At 73.7% G+C, this 15,373-nt stretch carries 14 protein-coding genes; 6 read left to right on the top strand and 8 right to left on the bottom strand.

The features are described 5' to 3' along the window. Positions 1-9 precede the first annotated feature (9 nt). The 3 genes from BCAV_RS14950 (at position 10) to BCAV_RS14940 (ending at position 2,446) form a co-directional block, all read left to right on the top strand. A complete protein-coding gene (locus BCAV_RS14950; protein ID WP_245528864.1) occupies positions 10-588 on the top strand; it encodes an ArsR/SmtB family transcription factor in 579 nt (192 codons plus the stop codon). 83 nt (positions 589-671) lie between these two features. Next, positions 672-1,217, top strand: coding sequence for a sigma-70 family RNA polymerase sigma factor (locus BCAV_RS14945; protein ID WP_015883451.1), 546 nt, complete (start codon positions 672-674; stop codon positions 1,215-1,217). Further along, positions 1,214-2,446 (top strand): hypothetical protein, encoded by a 1,233-nt coding sequence (locus tag BCAV_RS14940; RefSeq protein ID WP_015883450.1) that lies wholly within the window; start codon positions 1,214-1,216, stop codon positions 2,444-2,446. The genes BCAV_RS14945 and BCAV_RS14940 overlap by 4 nt, the downstream gene beginning before the upstream one ends. Positions 2,447-2,460: 14 nt before the next feature. Here the strand turns inward: BCAV_RS14940 and BCAV_RS14935 are convergent, their stop codons facing one another. The 7 genes from BCAV_RS14935 to BCAV_RS14905 all read right to left on the bottom strand — a co-directional run bounded on the left by BCAV_RS14935 (position 2,461) and on the right by BCAV_RS14905 (position 10,368). Beyond that, positions 2,461-3,708, bottom strand: a complete 1,248-nt coding sequence (locus BCAV_RS14935) for an ABC transporter permease (RefSeq protein WP_015883449.1) — start codon at positions 3,706-3,708, stop codon at positions 2,461-2,463. Next, positions 3,705-4,460, bottom strand: a complete 756-nt coding sequence (locus BCAV_RS14930) for an ABC transporter ATP-binding protein (RefSeq protein WP_015883448.1) — start codon at positions 4,458-4,460, stop codon at positions 3,705-3,707. Before BCAV_RS14930 ends, BCAV_RS14935 begins: the two co-directional genes overlap by 4 nt. Next, a complete protein-coding gene (locus tag BCAV_RS14925) occupies positions 4,457-6,100 on the bottom strand; it encodes an RND family efflux transporter (RefSeq protein WP_015883447.1) in 1,644 nt (547 codons plus the stop codon). The genes BCAV_RS14930 and BCAV_RS14925 overlap by 4 nt, the downstream gene beginning before the upstream one ends. Further along, positions 6,097-7,083 carry a hypothetical protein gene (locus BCAV_RS14920; protein ID WP_015883446.1) on the bottom strand — a complete coding sequence of 329 codons (987 nt, stop codon included), beginning with the start codon at positions 7,081-7,083 and terminating at the stop codon, positions 6,097-6,099. Before BCAV_RS14920 ends, BCAV_RS14925 begins: the two co-directional genes overlap by 4 nt. A gap of 119 nt (positions 7,084-7,202) precedes the next feature. Next, positions 7,203-8,426 carry a galactokinase gene (galK, locus tag BCAV_RS14915; protein WP_015883445.1) on the bottom strand — a complete coding sequence of 408 codons (1,224 nt, stop codon included), beginning with the start codon at positions 8,424-8,426 and terminating at the stop codon, positions 7,203-7,205. Then, positions 8,423-9,583 carry a galactose-1-phosphate uridylyltransferase gene (galT, locus tag BCAV_RS14910; protein WP_015883444.1) on the bottom strand — a complete coding sequence of 387 codons (1,161 nt, stop codon included), beginning with the start codon at positions 9,581-9,583 and terminating at the stop codon, positions 8,423-8,425. Before galT ends, galK begins: the two co-directional genes overlap by 4 nt. After that, positions 9,580-10,368, bottom strand: coding sequence for a DeoR/GlpR family DNA-binding transcription regulator (locus tag BCAV_RS14905; RefSeq protein WP_015883443.1), 789 nt, complete (start codon positions 10,366-10,368; stop codon positions 9,580-9,582). Before BCAV_RS14905 ends, galT begins: the two co-directional genes overlap by 4 nt. 1,212 nt (positions 10,369-11,580) lie before the next feature. Between BCAV_RS14905 and trpS the strand changes: the two genes are divergently transcribed. The 3 genes from trpS (at position 11,581) to BCAV_RS14890 (ending at position 14,534) form a co-directional block, all read left to right on the top strand. After that, positions 11,581-12,615: a tryptophan--tRNA ligase gene (gene trpS / locus BCAV_RS14900; RefSeq protein WP_015883442.1), complete on the top strand. Its 1,035-nt coding sequence runs from the start codon at positions 11,581-11,583 to the stop codon at positions 12,613-12,615. 118 nt (positions 12,616-12,733) lie between these two features. After that, a complete protein-coding gene (locus BCAV_RS14895) occupies positions 12,734-13,303 on the top strand; it encodes a 2'-5' RNA ligase family protein (RefSeq protein WP_015883441.1) in 570 nt (189 codons plus the stop codon). Positions 13,304-13,364: 61 nt separating this feature from the next. Then, positions 13,365-14,534, top strand: coding sequence for a YihY/virulence factor BrkB family protein (locus BCAV_RS14890; protein WP_015883440.1), 1,170 nt, complete (start codon positions 13,365-13,367; stop codon positions 14,532-14,534). Between the two features lie 10 nt (positions 14,535-14,544). Here the strand turns inward: BCAV_RS14890 and BCAV_RS14885 are convergent, their stop codons facing one another. Beyond that, on the bottom strand, positions 14,545-15,312 hold the full coding sequence (locus tag BCAV_RS14885; RefSeq protein ID WP_015883439.1) for a phosphotransferase: 768 nt from the start codon (positions 15,310-15,312) through the stop codon (positions 14,545-14,547). Positions 15,313-15,373: the final 61 nt, after the last annotated feature.

Here is a 15,373-nt window from a genome sequence, read left to right as displayed (position 1 = left end):
GATCGGCGTGTGAGCGCGGAGAAGAGTGCCGAGCCAGTGTCGGAGGAGGCCCTTGCGGACGAGCGCGACGCCGACGCGAAGGCGCTCGCCTCGACGCTCCGGTTGCGCATCATCCGGCTCGTCAAGGACACGCCCCTGACCAACCAGCAGATGGCCGACGCCCTGGGCGTGCCACCCGCGACGCTGCTGCACCACGTCCGGCTCCTCGTGGAGCGCGGGTTCCTGGAGTCGCTGCCGGTCCGGCGAGGGGCCCGCGGGTCGCGTGAGCGGCCGTACCTCTCGACCGGGAAGTCGTGGCGGTCCCCGTCCGCCCCGGGGACCACCCGCACGATGGTGCAGACCTTCCTCGACGAGTTCGCGCTCGCCGGAGGCGAGGCCGCGATGATGACCCGCCTCGGCGTCCGTCTCACGCCGGAGCACCGGGACGAGCTGCGGCGACGTCTCAACTCCCTGTTCCAGGAGTACGCGGACCGCGACGACGACGTCGACGGCGAGCCGCTCTCCCTGTTCTTCGCGATGCACGCCGACGTCTCCCGCGCGCGAGCTGAGGCGTCCTCCCGCGGGGCGGGCTCCCAGCTCCCTCCCTGAACCGCCCCGGACAACGTTCTGCCCGACGTGTTCGTCGACACGGGTGGACGGACCCGGCCACGGGTCGACCGGCGAGGAGACCCATGACGCCCGACGAGGTGCTGACCGTGCTCGTGAGCGAGCGGCGGCGAGCGCTGGTCGGGTACGCGTACCTGCTGTGCGGGTCTCTCGCGGAGGCGGAGGAGCTCGTGCAGGAGTCACTGATGCGCACGTACGTGCGGCTCGGCCGCGGCGCCGACGTCCACGACGCCGAGCCGTACGTCCGGCGGTCGATCCTGCGCCTGTACGTGGACGGGTACCGCCGACGACGGCGATGGCTCGACGTCCGGCACCTCGTCGTCACCCAGGAGCACGGCGGGGACGTCGAGCTCACGGCGGCCCAGCTCGACGTCCGCGGCGCGCTGAGCACGCTTCCCCGACGTGAGCGCGCCTGCGTCGTCCTGCGCTACTACTCCGACCTCACGGTCCGGCAGATCGCCGAACAGCTGGGCGTCAGCGAGGGCGCGGTGAAGCGGTACCTGAGTCAGGGAGTCCGGCGGCTCGAAGGGGTCCTGGGCCCTGGCGGCACCGCCGTCGACGACGCGGGTCGGCTCGATCCCGATCGCCCGTCGTCGGGGAGGGTCCCATGAACGAGCTGAGCAGGCGCCTGGACGGGCTCGCCGACGCCGCCGCCCGGGCGGCGGGGGACGCGCCCGTCGGCGAGGTCCTCAGGCGTGCCCGACGACGTCGGGTCGTGCGCCGCACCGTGCCGGCCGTGGCGGGTGTCGCAGTGGTCGCGGCCGCCGCGCTCCTCGTGCCGCCCGCCGTCCAGCTGTGGCGCGACGGGGCCACGCCCGCGTCCGGCACGGCGTGCGGGCGGCCGGTCGAGACTGCCGCGGGTGAGGCGTTCGACGGCGCCGAGGTCCTCGGTGAGGACGGTCCGGTTGCGGTGGGCGCCGGCGCCAACGCGACGGTCGAGAGCGGGGACGACCTCGCCGTCGGCGTCGGCGTCTCCTACGCCGCGAGCGGCGTCGACTCCTACGAGCTCGTGCCTGATGCGGACGGGTCGTATGCCGCGATCTGGCTCGTCGACGACGACGGTCTGGTCGTGGGCGTGGCGGTCCCGGACACCGTGGGTCAGCTCGAGACGACGTCGGTGACGCCCGAGGCGGACGTGTGGATCGACGGGGCGTACCAGCTCTGGGGGTGCGACGGCGAGAGCCTCGCCGGGGCTGTGCCGACGGGCGAGTACGAGCTCGTCGCCGCTGTCGCCGCCCGCCCGGGCAACGTGGAGGACCCCGCGCCGTCCGTGGTCCTCTCGGCGCCCGCGGGTCTCCGCGTGGGCACCGCCGATCCCCTCGAGAACCTCGGCGCCTGCGGATCGCAGTGGCCGGCGGGCGTCGAGGCCACGACCGACGGGTACGAGCTCGGTCTCCGCGTCACCGCGCCCGCCGACCTCGGCGACGCTGTGCCGTTCGACCCGGACGCCGACCCGCCGGGCGAGGGCCTGGAGTTCCCGGTCACGGTGCGCAACGACTCCGGAGCGGAGCTGGTCGGTTGGACCGGCCACCCCTGGCTCGTCGTGGTGCGCGACGGGATCGTCGTCGGCGTCCCAGGCGCCTCCGACGACGTCGGCATCGACGCGACGATGACCCCCCGGGCGGAGCTGGAGCTCGGGGCGTGGATGCCGCTGCACGACTGCGCGACCATGGGGCAGGACCCTGAGACGGGCCTCGGCGAACCGCTGCCGCCCGGCGAGTACGAGGTGTACGCGATCTCGCACTTCTTCTTCACCGAGCCCGCCGGGACCGAGGGGCCGGAGGGTGACCGCACGGACGTCACCGCCGTGGGCGGCCCGTGGCTCGTGACCGTCCCCTGAGCCCTCCGACCGCCCTACAGGCCACCCCGGAGCGCCGCCACCGGTTCGAGCGACGCCGCCTTGATCGCCGGATAGGCGCCGGCGACCAGGCCGATGAGCCCGCCGAGGAGCGCCGAGCCGAGCGCCATCCGCAGGTCGAGGATCGGCGTCCACCTCTGCAGGGCGCTCACGCCGACGACGGCGAACACGCCCAGCGCGGCGCCGATGAGGCCGCCGAGCAGCCCGATCACCACCGACTCGACGATGAACTGCGCGGCGATCTGCCGACGCGTGGCGCCCAGCGCCCGCCGCAGCCCGATCTCACCGACGCGCTCCATCACCGACAGCAGCGTGACGTTCGCGATGCCGAGCCCGCCGACGAGGAGCGCCAAGCCGCCGAGCGCGAGGAAGATCGCGTTGACGTCGGCCTGCACGTTCTCCTGCAGCCCTCCGCCCGACGCCGGCGCCTGGACCTCGATGTTCTCGGGTGTGTTCGGCGCGAGCGCGATCGGCGCCTGCCGCGCGACCACCGACCCCGCTCCGACGGTGATCCGGATCTGGAGCTCCTTCGGCGCGGTGAGGCCGAAGTCCGCGCGCGCCGTGCCGAGCGGGAGGATCACCGCGTCGACGAGGTCACGCCGGCGGGCGACGTCCTCGAGGATCCCGATGACCGTGTAGGAACGCGAGCCGATGAAGATCGACGGCTGCGAGTCCACCCGGTTGACGCCGAGCCGCTCCGCGGCCGCCGCCCCGAGGACGACGACGCGATCGGCGCGCGCGTCGTGTCCGGCGTCGAAGAACCGCCCCGTGCCGAGATTGCCCCGCACCGCGGGGAGCAGGTCGGCCGACGCCGCCACGACGGGGGGAGAGGCGACGCGCGGCGCCGTCGGGTCCGTGACCGGCACGGCGGTGACCTGCGCCCCGCCCGTGTCCACGTCCGCCAGGAGGGCCGCCGCCTCGACGCCGGCGAGGCGCGCGACGCGCTCGGGGGAGTCCCAGGGCAGCTGCGCGCGGGCCCGCTGCTCGCCGCCCATGGTCGTGGTCGAGGCGGGCTCCACCACGACCTGCGTCGCGGCGACGGCGTCGAACTGGCGGGCGATCTGGCCGGCGCCCGTCTGCGCCATCCCCATCGTCACGACGAGCGCGCAGATGCCGAGCACGGTCCCGAGGATCGTGAGGAAGAGCCGCCCGGGGCGAGCGCCGATCCCGTGCGTCGCCTCCGTCATGAGGTCGCGCACCCCGAAGTGGCCCCGGCGGTCGGGCTTGGCCGACGGCGTGCTCACGCGACTTCCGTCACGACGCCGTCGGTGATCCGCACCTGACGCTGCGCCCGGGCGGCGACGGCGTCGTCGTGCGTGATCACCAGCAGGGTCAGCCCGTCGGCGTGGAGCTCGTCGAACAGGTCGAGGACCTCGCCGGACGTCGAGGAGTCGAGGTTCCCGGTCGGCTCGTCGGCGAGCAGGAGGTGGGGATTGGTGACGACGGCGCGGGCGACGGCGACCCGCTGGCGCTCCCCGCCGGAGAGGGTCGTGGGGCGGAAGTCGAGCCGGTGCTCCAGCCGCACCCGGCGCAGGGCGGCGACAGCGCGGGGCAGCCGTTCGGCGCGCGGGACGCCGGAGTACATCGTGGCCAGGACGACGTTCTCGAGCACCGTCCGGTGCGGCAGGAGGTGGAACGCCTGGAACACGAACCCGATGCGCCCCCCGCGCAGCGCCGTCCGTCGTCGCTCGCCGGCAGCGCGGGTCGCCTCGCCGTCGAGCAGGTACTCGCCGGTCGACGGTCGGTCGAGCAGGCCCAGGACGTTGAGGAGCGTCGACTTCCCCGAGCCAGACGGGCCGACGATCGAGACGTAGTCCCCGGCCGCGACGCGCAGCGACGTCGGATGCAAGGCGACCACCGGCGGGTCGCCCGGGAACGATCGCGAGACGCCGCGCAGCTCGACGACGGGGTGCTGCTCGGCGGCTGCGCCGTCCGTGCCCTCACCGGTGGTCGGCTCCGGGCCCTCGCCGGCGCTGGTGAGGTCGAGGATGCTCACTCGCCCACCACGACCAGGTCACCCGCCTCGAGCGGCTCCTCGGACGAGGTGATCTCCACGAACCCCTCGGCGGACAGACCCGTCTCGACGACGACGAGCTCGGTCTCGCCGTCGCCGCGGTCGACCTCCACGCGAGACTCTCCTCCCGGCCCCGCGGTGAGCGCGGCGACAGGCACGGCGAGCACCTCGCCGCCCGTGGAGCTGACGGGGACGCGGACCCGCACGTTCGTCCCCACGAGCTGGGCGCGCTGCTCCTCGGTGAGCTCGTCCGGCACGAGCGTGACGTCGACCCGGGCGCCGTCGCCGCCACCACCACCGTCGTCTCCTTCGCCCTCGCCCTCGCCGTCCCCCTCGCCGTCGCCCTCGGAGCCGGCCGACGGGCGGCCGATGTTCGTGATGTGCGCCGCGACCTCGGTGTCGCCGAGCGTGAGGACGGCCGGCATGTCGACGGCGAGCAGCTCGGCGTCCGCCACGGAGGCGGACGCCACGATCTCGAGCGAGGCGCCCGAGATCGTGAGGACGGATCCTTCCACGGTGCTGCCGCGCTGCACGGCGACGGAGTCGACCCGGCGGGGGAGCGTGCCGACGTAGACGACCTCGGACGCGGGCAGGTGGGTGAGCGTCGCCTCAGCCGCGTCGGCGAGCGCGGTGCGCGCATCCTCGACGCCGCGGGCGGCGGCGTCGCGGCCGGCGGCCTCGGCGGAGGTGTCGGCCGGCGCGAGCGCCTCGTCCCGCTGGACCTGCGCGAGGCGGAGCGCGTCCTCCGCCTCGGCGACGCTCAGCTCGCCCACCCCGGCCCGGGCGTCGGCCAGCTGCCGTTCGGCGGCGCGGACGAGGTTGTCCTGCTCGACCCGGACGGCGTCGGACGGGCCGCTCGCGGCGCGGTCGAGGTCGGCCTGCGCCTGGGCGAGCGCGTCCTGCGCGGAGCGCAGCGACTCCTCGGCCGCTCGTACGTTCTCGCGAGCGCCCTCCTCCGGCTCGGGCGAGGGGTAGCCGGCCCGCGCGTACAGCGCGTCGACAGCCGACGCCGTCGCGCCGTCGAACACGTCGGAGTCAGCGTTGCCCGGGTCGATCCCGAGCGCCACGAGCGCGGCCTTGAGCTGCAGGACGTCCGGACCGGACGTGCCGACGCGCAGCGACCGGTACACCGGAAGCTCGCCCGGCAGGACGATCACGGGACGTCCCGTCACCTCGAGCAGGATCCCGCCCGCCCCGATCTCCGCGCCGACCTCGGGCACCTGCCCCGTGACCACGGCGGGACCGCCGAGCTCACCCGTCTCCAGCCGCACGTCGACCGGGTCGTCGTACAGCGCGTCACCGCGGATCGTCACGTCGCTGGACAGCTCCCGCTGCTCGACCGGCACCGTGATGAGGCCGGCCTCCGGCGGCTCGGCGTCGGCAGCGGCCTGGGCGGGCGAGATGACGAACCGGCTCAGCGCGAGGCCGGCACCCAGGCTGACGACGGCGACCGCTGCCACGACCCAGATCGTGCGGTTCGGCCGGGGTGCGCGCACACCCTCGAGCCCCTCGTCCGCCGGGCCGGCCGGATCCGGCTCAGCGGAAGGGTCGAGCACGTCGACGGAGGAGGTGCCCTCCGGGGAGTCGGCACCGTCCGTGCGGCGCCATGGCCACCGGCTCACTGGTCCTGCCCGTGCGCGGCGACGAGCGCGTCGAGCTCCGTCTGGTGCTCCTCGACGAACTCCCGCTCGAGCTCGAACTGGATCTCGAGCTGGGTCTGCTCGTAGTCGACGTCCTGCTTGCAGCGGAAGTCCGCGAGTGCCGTGTCGATCTCCTGCTGGCGCAGCTCGGCCATCGCCTCGTCGTCCGGCTCCTCGCCGGACTCCCACAGGGCGTTCTGCGCGTTCATGATGCTGTCCTGGGCCTCCTGGGATGTCGCGAAGTCCGCGTACCCGGCGTCGGCCATGCACGAGGCCCACTCGGCGTCCAGCTCGGCGATCCGCGGGTCGGACATCGCGTCCTCCCACAGGCCGTTCATCTCCTCGAACAGCTCCTCGAACTGTGGGTCCGACCAGTAGTTGTCGGAGTCCTCGCCCTCGTACACCTCGTGCTGGGCGGCGCCGTAGCAGCCGCCCTGCGTCCAGTCGTACTCCGGGATCTCCTCGTCCTCGTCGTACTCCTCCGTGGTGGCGGGTCCCCAGAGCGCCTCGTAGTACGCCGCCTGCTCCGTCTCGGACATCGCCGCGACGTAGTCGGCGTTCGGATCGACGTACTCGTCCTCGGCGGGCGCCTCTTGCTCCTCGTACGTCGTGAAGCCGTAGCCGTGCTCGGCCACGTACTCCTCGGTGTTCATGTCCTCGATGTCCGTCTCGTCCGAGAAGACGACGGTGCCGGAGTTGTCCACCGGGATGTACTCGAAGCCCTCGTCCGCCATGCAGGCGGACACGAGCTGCTCGACCTGCCGGTTCTGCTCGTCCATCTCGGCCTGGGCGTCCTCCTGGGACTGCTCGGCCGTGTCGTCGATCTGCGCGAAGATCTCGGCCAGTGGCGAGTCCTCGTAGGTGAGGTCACCACCGCCTCCGCCGCCCGGCCCACCGGACGAGCAGGCCGTCAACGTGCCGACGGCGACGAGTGCGAGGAGGGTGCTGGCGCGGCGACGAGACATGGTGCCCCCTGATCGATGGACGTGGTCCGCTGGTGGTTGCGGAGTAACCGTAGGGCCATCGTGGCAGAGCGCGGGTCATCCCGTGGGCGTATTTCGGGTGCTTCTCCCGGCACGTCGGGTCAGACGGGCGTCACCCGCGCCGCCGGCGCCGCCGCGTCCGACGTGAGGAACGCCGGAGGCGCGAAACCGTGCCGCGCGAACTCCGCCGCGACCGACGTCGCCACGGCTCCGGCAGTGCCGGCGGGGACGAGCGCGATGGCGGAGCCGCCGAACCCGCCGCCCGTCATCCGCGCACCGACGGCGCCCTCGGAGCGTGCCGTCTCGACTGCCGTGTCGAGCTCCGGGACCGTGACCTCGTAGTCGTCGCGCAGCGAGGCGTGGGAGGCATCCATGAGTCGGCCGGCCCGCTCCCAGTCGCCGCCGGTCAGCGCCGTCACGAAGTCGCGCGTCCGCCCGATCTCGGTGAGCACGTGCCGCACGCGACGCCGGGAGACGGCATCCGGGAGCGCCGCGACGGCGTCGTCCACGCTCCGGTCCGCGTCGAGCCACTCCCGCAGGGTCGGGACGCCGAGCGCCAGCGCGGCCGCGTGCGTCGCGTCCCGGCGCTCCGCGTACTCGCCGTCCACGTGGGAGTGCGGGGCGCGGGTGTCGACGACGAGCAGCTCCAGGCCGGCCGACGACGCGTCGTACGGCACGTGCGTCACGGACAGGTCCAGGCAGTCGAGCAGCAGCGCGTGGCGGGCGCGGGAGCGGAGCGACGCCGCCTGGTCCATCCCTCCGGTGGGCGCGCCGGCGATCTCGTTCTCGGCGCGCACGCAGGCGGCAGCGAGCCGGGCGCGACCGGCGTCGTCGGCGGCGAGCCCGAGCCCGAGCAGGTCGTCGAGGGCGACGGCGAACGCGCTCTCGAGGGCGGCTGACGACGAGAGCCCCGCGCCGAACGGCACGCACGAGTCGACGACGGCGTCGAACCCGGGCACGTCGTGGCCGTCACCCGCGAGCGCCCACGCGACGCCCGCGACGTACGCTCCCCAGCCGTGCACGGTGCCCGGCGCGACGCCGTCGAGCGCGACCTCCCACACGCCGTCACGCTGCGCCGACGCGAGCCGGACCACGCCGTCGTCCCGGCGGCGCAGCGCCACGAACGTGCGGTGCTCGATCGCGATCGGCAGGCACAGGCCGCCGTTGTAGTCGGTGTGCTCCCCGATGAGGTTGACCCGGCCGGGCGCCGACCACACGCCCTCGGCGGCGCCCCCCACGACCGAGGCGAACGACGACGCGACGCGCGCCGCGCCGTCGTCGTCGCTCCACGCAGTGAGCCACTCGGGTCCGGACGTGCTGCTCATGCCACCTCGTTCAGTCGGTCGGCGATCTTCTCGGGCGTCGTGTCGGAGATCCAGGCACCCATGCCGGACTCGGAGCCCGCGAGGAACTTCAGCTTGTCGCTCGCGCGCTGGATCGAGAACAGCTGCGCGAACAGCCGCAGCTCCTCGCGGCCCTCACGCACAGGCGCCTGGTGCCAGGCGGCGATGTAGGGCAGCTCGATCGGGGAGCCGTCCGGCGACACGAAGTACCGGTCGAGACGCTGCAGGATCTCGAGGTAGACGATCGCGAGGTCCGCGCGCTCGGCGTCGGTCAGCGCGGGCAGGTCAGGGATCGGCCGCGTGGTGTCGCGCGGCGCGAGGTGCACCTCCACCGGCCAGCGGGCGGCCGCGGGAACGTAGGCGACCCAGTGCTCCGTGCGCGCCACGACCCGCCGCCCGGACCGCTCCTCCGCCGTCATGAGGTCGACGAGCAGGTCGCCCCCGGTGCGCTCGCGGTAGGCGTGCGCCTGACGCAGCATCGCCGACGTGCGCGCCGTGAGGTACGGGTACGCGTAGATCTGCCCGTGCGGGTGCCGCAGCGTGACGCCGATCGCCTCGCCGCGGTTCTCGAAGCAGAAGACCTGCTCGACGGCGTCGCGCGCGCCGAGCTCCGCCGTCCGGTCCGCCCACGCCTCGATGATCGTGCGCATGCGGCGGTGCCCGACGTCGGCGAGGCGCGCCGACGCGTCGGGCGTGAAGCAGATGACCTCGCACCGCCCGTCCGCGGCTCGCACGGGCCAGATGTCCTCGCCGTCCAGCGCCGTCGTGACCGTCGGCTCCCCGGGGACGGCGAGCAGCGACGGGAAACGGTTCTCGAAGACGACGACGTCGTAGTCCGTGGCGGGGATCTCGCCGTCGGTGTAGTCGGAGCCCGGGCGCGCCGGCGCCAGGGGGTCGCTGCCCGCAGGCGGCAGGAACGTCCGGTTCATCCGGTGCGTCGCCATGGGGATCCACTCCCCGGTCAGCTGGTCGTACCGCATGGTCGGCGCCGTGGCGCCGTCGAACCGGTCGGGGAGGGGGCGCGGGTCGTGGAGCTCACGCGTCTCGGCGCCCGACACGTACGGCTCGGAGTCGTCGAAGTAGAAGAGGTCGCGACCGTCCGCCAGGCGGGTCGCTGTCCTGCGTACGGCGGCAGTCACGGGGTGGCCTCCAGGATCTCGGTGGTCTCGCCGAGCGCCTCGCGGGCGTCCGGCGGAAGGTCGGGGTCGGTGACGAGGATGTCGACGGCGTCCCACCGGGCGAGCGTCCGCAGTCCGACCACTCCCCACTTGGCCGAGTCGGCCAGCACGACGACGCGTTGCGCGCACCCGATCAGGGCGGCGAGCGTCTCGGCCTCGGCGAGGTTCGGCGTCGTGAGGCCGGCCCGCCCGTCCATCCCGCTGACGCCGAGGAACAGGACGTCCACGTGGAAGTCCGCGCAGGTCCGGACGGCAGCGGGACCGACGAGCGCGTCCGACGGCGTCCGCTCTCCTCCGGTGAGGATGACCGTCGGCCGGCGCGGGGCGGCGTGCAGCACGTCCGCCGCGGGCAGGGAGTTCGTGAGGATCGTCAACGAGGCGGCGTGCTCGAGGCCGGCCACGGCGCTGGCGAGCGCCATCGTCGTCGTGCCGCCCGAGATGGCGACGGCGGCGCCGGGCTCGACGAGCGCGGCAGCGCGCGCGGCGATCGCGGCCTTGGCCGGGGCGCTGCGCGCGAGCTTCTCGGCGAACGCCGGCTCGCTCGCGCTGCCCTCGCGGTCGACCGCGCCGCCGTGCACACGGGTGAGGAGTCCGTCGCGGTCGAGCGCCGTGATGTCCCGACGCACGGTCATCTCCGACACGCCGAGCGCCTCGACCAGGTCCGCGACCCGGACGCCCCCGGTGCGCGCCACCTCGGCGAGGATGCGCGCCCGCCGCTGATCGGCGAGCAGGGGGGTGTCGGTCACGGCGCCATCCTCCCACGCGCCTCACGGATCCGCGCACAACCGGCCACGACCGGACATCGGCGGCCCGCCGACCCGGCGGCCCGGCGGCCCAGGGCGGCCCAGCGTGGCCGACCGCCCGACGGCGGCCCGGCGGCCCAGGGCGGCCCAGGGCGGCCCAGCGTGGCCGACCGCCCGACGGCGGCGGCTCGCCTCGCTCACGCTCGCTCGTTCCTCGCGAGCTCCGCTGCGGCTTGACGGCTTCGCCTCCGCCGTCGGGCGGTCGGCCACTCAAGGCTGCCCGTCCGGTTTCCCGCGCCGACCGTGTCGTTCGTGCTGGGTGGGGCTCGACCGTGTGGTTTGTCCTGGGTAGGGCTCGACCGTGTGGTTTGTCCTGGGTGGGGCTCGACCGTGTGGTTTGTCCTGGGTGGGGCTCGACCGTGTGGTTTGTCCTGGGTGGGGCTCGACCGTGTGGTTTGTCCTGGGTGGGGCTCGACCGTGTGGTTTGTCCTGGGTGGGGCTCGACCGTGTGGTTTGTCCTGGGTGGGGCCCGACCGTGTGGTTCGTCCTGGGTGGGGCTACACCGTGCGGTCGTCGGATCCAGCGCTGCGCTCGACCAGGCGATGAGTCGCGCGTCGCGCCGTGACCAGGCGATGAGTCGCGTCGGCGCGACCCCGAACACGACCCATCGCCTGGTCGGGCGCTCTGGCCGCCCGGGCTCCGTGGAAGTTCGGTTGCCGGAGAGGTAGCCGATGCTCCACAAGCTGCTTCGACGCTCGGCTTGGGCTGGACCGTGTGGTTCGTCCTGTGGGCGGTCGGTTTCGCGGGACTAGGGGCACGGTCGGTGCGGGGGTGGGTTCGGGTTGGGCTGGACTGTGTGGTTCGTCCTGTGGGCGGTGGGTTTCGCGGGACTAGGGGCACGGTCGGTGCCGGGGATGGTCCTGCCCTGGGCCGGACTGTGTGGTTCGTCCTGTGGGCGGTCGGTTTCGCGGGACTAGGGGCACGGTCGGTGCGGGGGTGGGTTCGGGTTGGGCTGGACCGTGTGGTTCGTCCTGCGAGCGGTGGGTATTGCGGGACTAGCGACACGGTCGGTGCGGGGGGTGGGTTCGGCCCGGGCTGGACCGTGTGGTTCGTCCTCTGAGCCGTGATGTGGGGTGACGAGACACACGGTCGCCGGGCCGTCGACGGATCCACAGGCGTGCGAGAGCGGTCCCGCAGACCTGAGAAGATGGCCGGATGACCGATCCGGTGACGCCCGGGCGCCCTCGCGTCTTCTCGGGCATGCAGCCGACCGCGGACTCCCTCCATCTCGGGAACTACCTCGGCGCGCTCACGCAGTGGGTGGCACTCCAAGACACGCACGACGCGATCTACTGCGTCGTCGACCTGCACGCACTCACGGTGGCCCCCGACCCAGCCGTTCTGCGCGAGCGCACCCGGCGGACGGCCGCGCAGTACCTCGCGGCCGGCGTCGACCCGGCGCGCTCGGTGCTCTTCGTGCAGTCCCACGTGGCGGAGCACGCCGAGCTGGCGTGGGTCCTCGGCTGCCTCACCGGATACGGCGAGGCCGCGCGGATGACGCAGTTCAAGGACAAGTCCGCCAAGCAGGGCGCCGAGGGCACCACCGTCGGCCTCTTCACCTACCCCGTGCTCATGGCGGCGGACATCCTGCTGTACCGGACGAACGTCGTCCCGGTCGGGGAGGACCAGCGGCAGCACCTCGAGCTGAGCAGGGACCTGGCGCAGCGGATGAACAGCCGATACGGTCCGCTCGTGCCCGTGCCCGAGGCCCACATCGTCCGCGAGGTCGCGAAGATCTACGACCTGGCAGACCCCACCTCGAAGATGAGCAAGTCGAACGGGTCCGTCAACGGGATCATCGAGCTGCTCGACGACCCGAAGGTCATCGCGAAGCGCATCCGGTCGGCCGTCACCGACACCGGCACCGAGGTCCGGTTCGACCCCGAGGCCAAGCCCGGCGTCTCCAACCTGCTCACGATCCACTCGGCGTTGTCGGGGACGCCGGTCGCGGAGCTCGAGGACAGGTTCGCCGGCCGCGGGTACGGGCACCTCAAGGTCGAGGTGGCCGACGTCGTCGTGGAGGCGCTCACGCCGCTGCGCGAGGCGGTCGAGGGCTGGCTGGCGCAGCCGGAGAAGCTGGACGACGTGCTCGCGGAGGGCGCCGAGCGAGCCCGCGCCATCGCACGGGGCACGCTCGGCGACGTGTACGACGCCGTCGGGCTGCTCCCCGCGGGAGGCCGCCGGTCATGAGTACCGAGCGAGGACTCCGGAGCGAGGGACGAGCGCAGGAGGATCGCGACCGAGGACGACGCGCGAGGACAGTGTGGTCTCCCAGGAGCGAGGGACGAGCGCAGGAGGATCGCGACCGATGAGCACGATGGCCGACCTGATGGCGATGCCTGGACCGGGGCAGACCTGCCTCGGGGTCGCGGTCGAGATCCCGCCGCCGTACGCGGGGCCGTTGACGGCCGCCCGCGAGGAGTTCGGCGACCCGATGGCGCACGCCATCCCGCCGCACGTGACGCTGCTCCCGCCCACGGTGGTCGACGACGCCGTCCTGCCGGCGGTCACCGAGCAGCTCGACCGCGTCGCTGCCGCGCAGGAGCCGTTCGTCATGCGGCTCGCCGGGACGTCCACCTTCCGACCGGTCACCCAGGTGGTGTTCGTGTCGGTGGCCGACGGCGCGCCGGAGTGCCGCGAGCTTCAGGAGGCGGTCCGCACCGGACCCCTCGAGCAGGAGCTCCGCTTCGACTACCACCCGCACGTAACGGTCGCGCACGACCTCCCGGCCGGCGTGCTCGACCGGGCCGAGACCGAGCTCGCCGACTTCTCCGCGACGTTCGGTGTCGGCGAGTTCGCGCTGTTCGAGCTGTGCGCCGACGGCGTGTGGCGGGTGCTGCAGGCGTTCGCCCTGCGGTCGCACCAGGCCATCGCCTGACCCAGGCCAGCACCCGGGTCGCCGACGCGCGCCCGCGGGCGGAGCGCGGCAAGGTGGTTCGGTGACCACCTCGGCCGATGCGACACCTCCCGCCCGGCGCTCCGGCCCGGCGGGCCTGGTCGACCGGGTCCAGGCGCTCGTCGCCTGGTTCCAGGGCACGCGCGCCGGTCGGACGCTCGCGCGCTACGGCGCGGCGAAGGGTGGGCTGCTCGCCGGCGGGATCGCCTACGCAGGGCTCTTCTCCATCTTCTCCGCCCTGACGATCGGGTTCACCGTGTTCGTCGGGCTCCTGGGCGACGACGACGAGCTCTTCCAGGCGGTGCTCGACGCCCTGGACCGGGCTCTGCCGGGCATCGTGGACACGGGCGACAGCTCCGGCGGTCTCCTCGAGCCGGAGCAGCTCGTGTCGAACCCGGGGGTCGGCGTCGCAGGCGTCGTGGCCGGCGTCGTCCTGCTCTTGTCGGCCCTGGCCGTGATGGGTGCGCTCGGCACGTCCATCCGCGCGATGTTCGGCCTCGCCACCGCCCCGGGCAACGCGATCCTCGCCCGCGTGCGCGACCTGGTGGGGTTCGTGGTCCTCGCACTCTCCGTCGTCGTCACCGCGGCGCTCGGGATCGCCGCCGGGGTGGCGGGGTCATGGGTCGTCGACACGCTGGGACTCGACTCGAGCGTCGGGGCCGTCCTCGTCCGGGCGCTCGGCTATCTGCTGGCGTTCGTCGTCGACGCGTCCATCTTCGTCATGCTCATCCGCGTCCTCGCGGGCGCCCGGCCCCCACGCCGGGACCTGCTCGTCGGTGCCTCGATCGGGGCGCTGGCCTCCGGCGTCATCCGGTTCCTCGGCACGGCGCTCGTCGGCGGGGCGACGGCGAACCCGTTGCTCGCGTCGTTCGCCGCGCTCGTCACGCTGCTGCTCTGGGTGAACCTCGTGGCCCGCGTGACGCTCTACGTCGCCGCGTGGACGGCGAACCCGCCCGCGGTGCCGCCGGCACCGCCGCAGGAGCGCCTGCACCTCAAGGAGTCGCCGAACTACGTGACGGTCACCACGCCGGCCACGCTCGACTGGGAGCACGACGAACGCACCGGCGTCGTCCAGTTCGCCGAGGCGAAGGAGCCCGAGCCGGAGTCGGACCACTACTGGGGCGGGTGGATCGGAGCATGGCGCGAGCGACGCCTGCGGCGGGTGCGGCGGCGGATCGAGAAGCTCGAGCGGCGTGAGGCGCGGCTGCGCTGACGCCGGGCGGTCAGCGGAGGGCGGCGGCGACGGCGGGCAGTCGCGTCGCGAACGCGGCGATCCGGGCTCGCGTGGCCGCCGGCTCGCCGATCTCGCCGAGGCGCAGCATCCCGGGATCGCCGGCGCGTTGACCGGCCTCGATGCGGTCGGTCGCTGCACGCATCCGGGCGACGGCGTGCTCCGCGATCGCCAGCGGTGACGGTCCGTCCCCGTAGGCACCGGCCAGCAGACGCAACCGGGCGGCGACGTCGTCGGCCGTCCATCCCGGCACCTCACGGAAGAGCGGCACGCCGTTCCAGGCGAGGAACCCGAGGTCGTCGATCGGCCGGCCCGGCCCGGCGACGTCCCAGTCGAAGACCCCGGCCAGCTCGTCGCAGTCGAACGCCATGTTGTACGGCGCGACGTCGTGATGACAGACGATCTCGCCGTCGTCCAGCGGGAGCGTCCCGAAGCGCCAGCGGAGGGTGCCGGGCCGGAAGTCGCCGACGGCGGCGTGGTAGTCGCGCAGCCACCGTGCGGCCGAGGCGAGGCGAGCGTTCGTCAGCACCTCGGAGTCGACGTCGATGACCTCGCCGGGGAGGTAGTCGAGGACCTCGCGGCCGGCGTGATCGTAGCCGTGAGTACGCGGGACGGCGCGCAGGCCGCGCGACGCCAGGTGGTCGAGCAGCGCGTGGACGGCCGGCGTCCACGGGCCGGTCGGCCGGCGCACGGTGTCACCCACGCGCACGGCGCCGCCCACGTTGCCGCCCGGGAGCCGGACCTCGACCTCACGCGTCACGCCGTCACCCTAGCGGCGCAGAAAACCTCTCGCGGTGGCGCAGAAATCCTCTCGCGGTGGC

This window comes from Beutenbergia cavernae DSM 12333 (genome assembly GCF_000023105.1).
In the GTDB taxonomy this organism is placed as follows: domain Bacteria; phylum Actinomycetota; class Actinomycetes; order Actinomycetales; family Beutenbergiaceae; genus Beutenbergia; species Beutenbergia cavernae.
Note: the sequence above shows the minus strand (reverse complement) of the source record. Positions and strands in the feature narration are given on the sequence as shown.

What these genes read in the sequence shown, in the direction of transcription:
- BCAV_RS14945 (WP_015883451.1), top strand. Translation starts at nt 672, where the DNA reads ATGACGCCCGACGAGGTGCTGACCGTGCTCGTGAGCGAGCGGCGGCGA.
- BCAV_RS14940 (WP_015883450.1), top strand. Translation starts at nt 1,214, where the DNA reads ATGAACGAGCTGAGCAGGCGCCTGGACGGGCTCGCCGACGCCGCCGCC.
- BCAV_RS14920 (WP_015883446.1), bottom strand. Translation starts at nt 7,083, where the DNA reads ATGTCTCGTCGCCGCGCCAGCACCCTCCTCGCACTCGTCGCCGTCGGC.
- galK (WP_015883445.1), bottom strand. Translation starts at nt 8,426, where the DNA reads ATGAGCAGCACGTCCGGACCCGAGTGGCTCACTGCGTGGAGCGACGAC.
- trpS (WP_015883442.1), top strand. Translation starts at nt 11,581, where the DNA reads ATGACCGATCCGGTGACGCCCGGGCGCCCTCGCGTCTTCTCGGGCATG.
- BCAV_RS14895 (WP_015883441.1), top strand. Translation starts at nt 12,734, where the DNA reads ATGAGCACGATGGCCGACCTGATGGCGATGCCTGGACCGGGGCAGACC.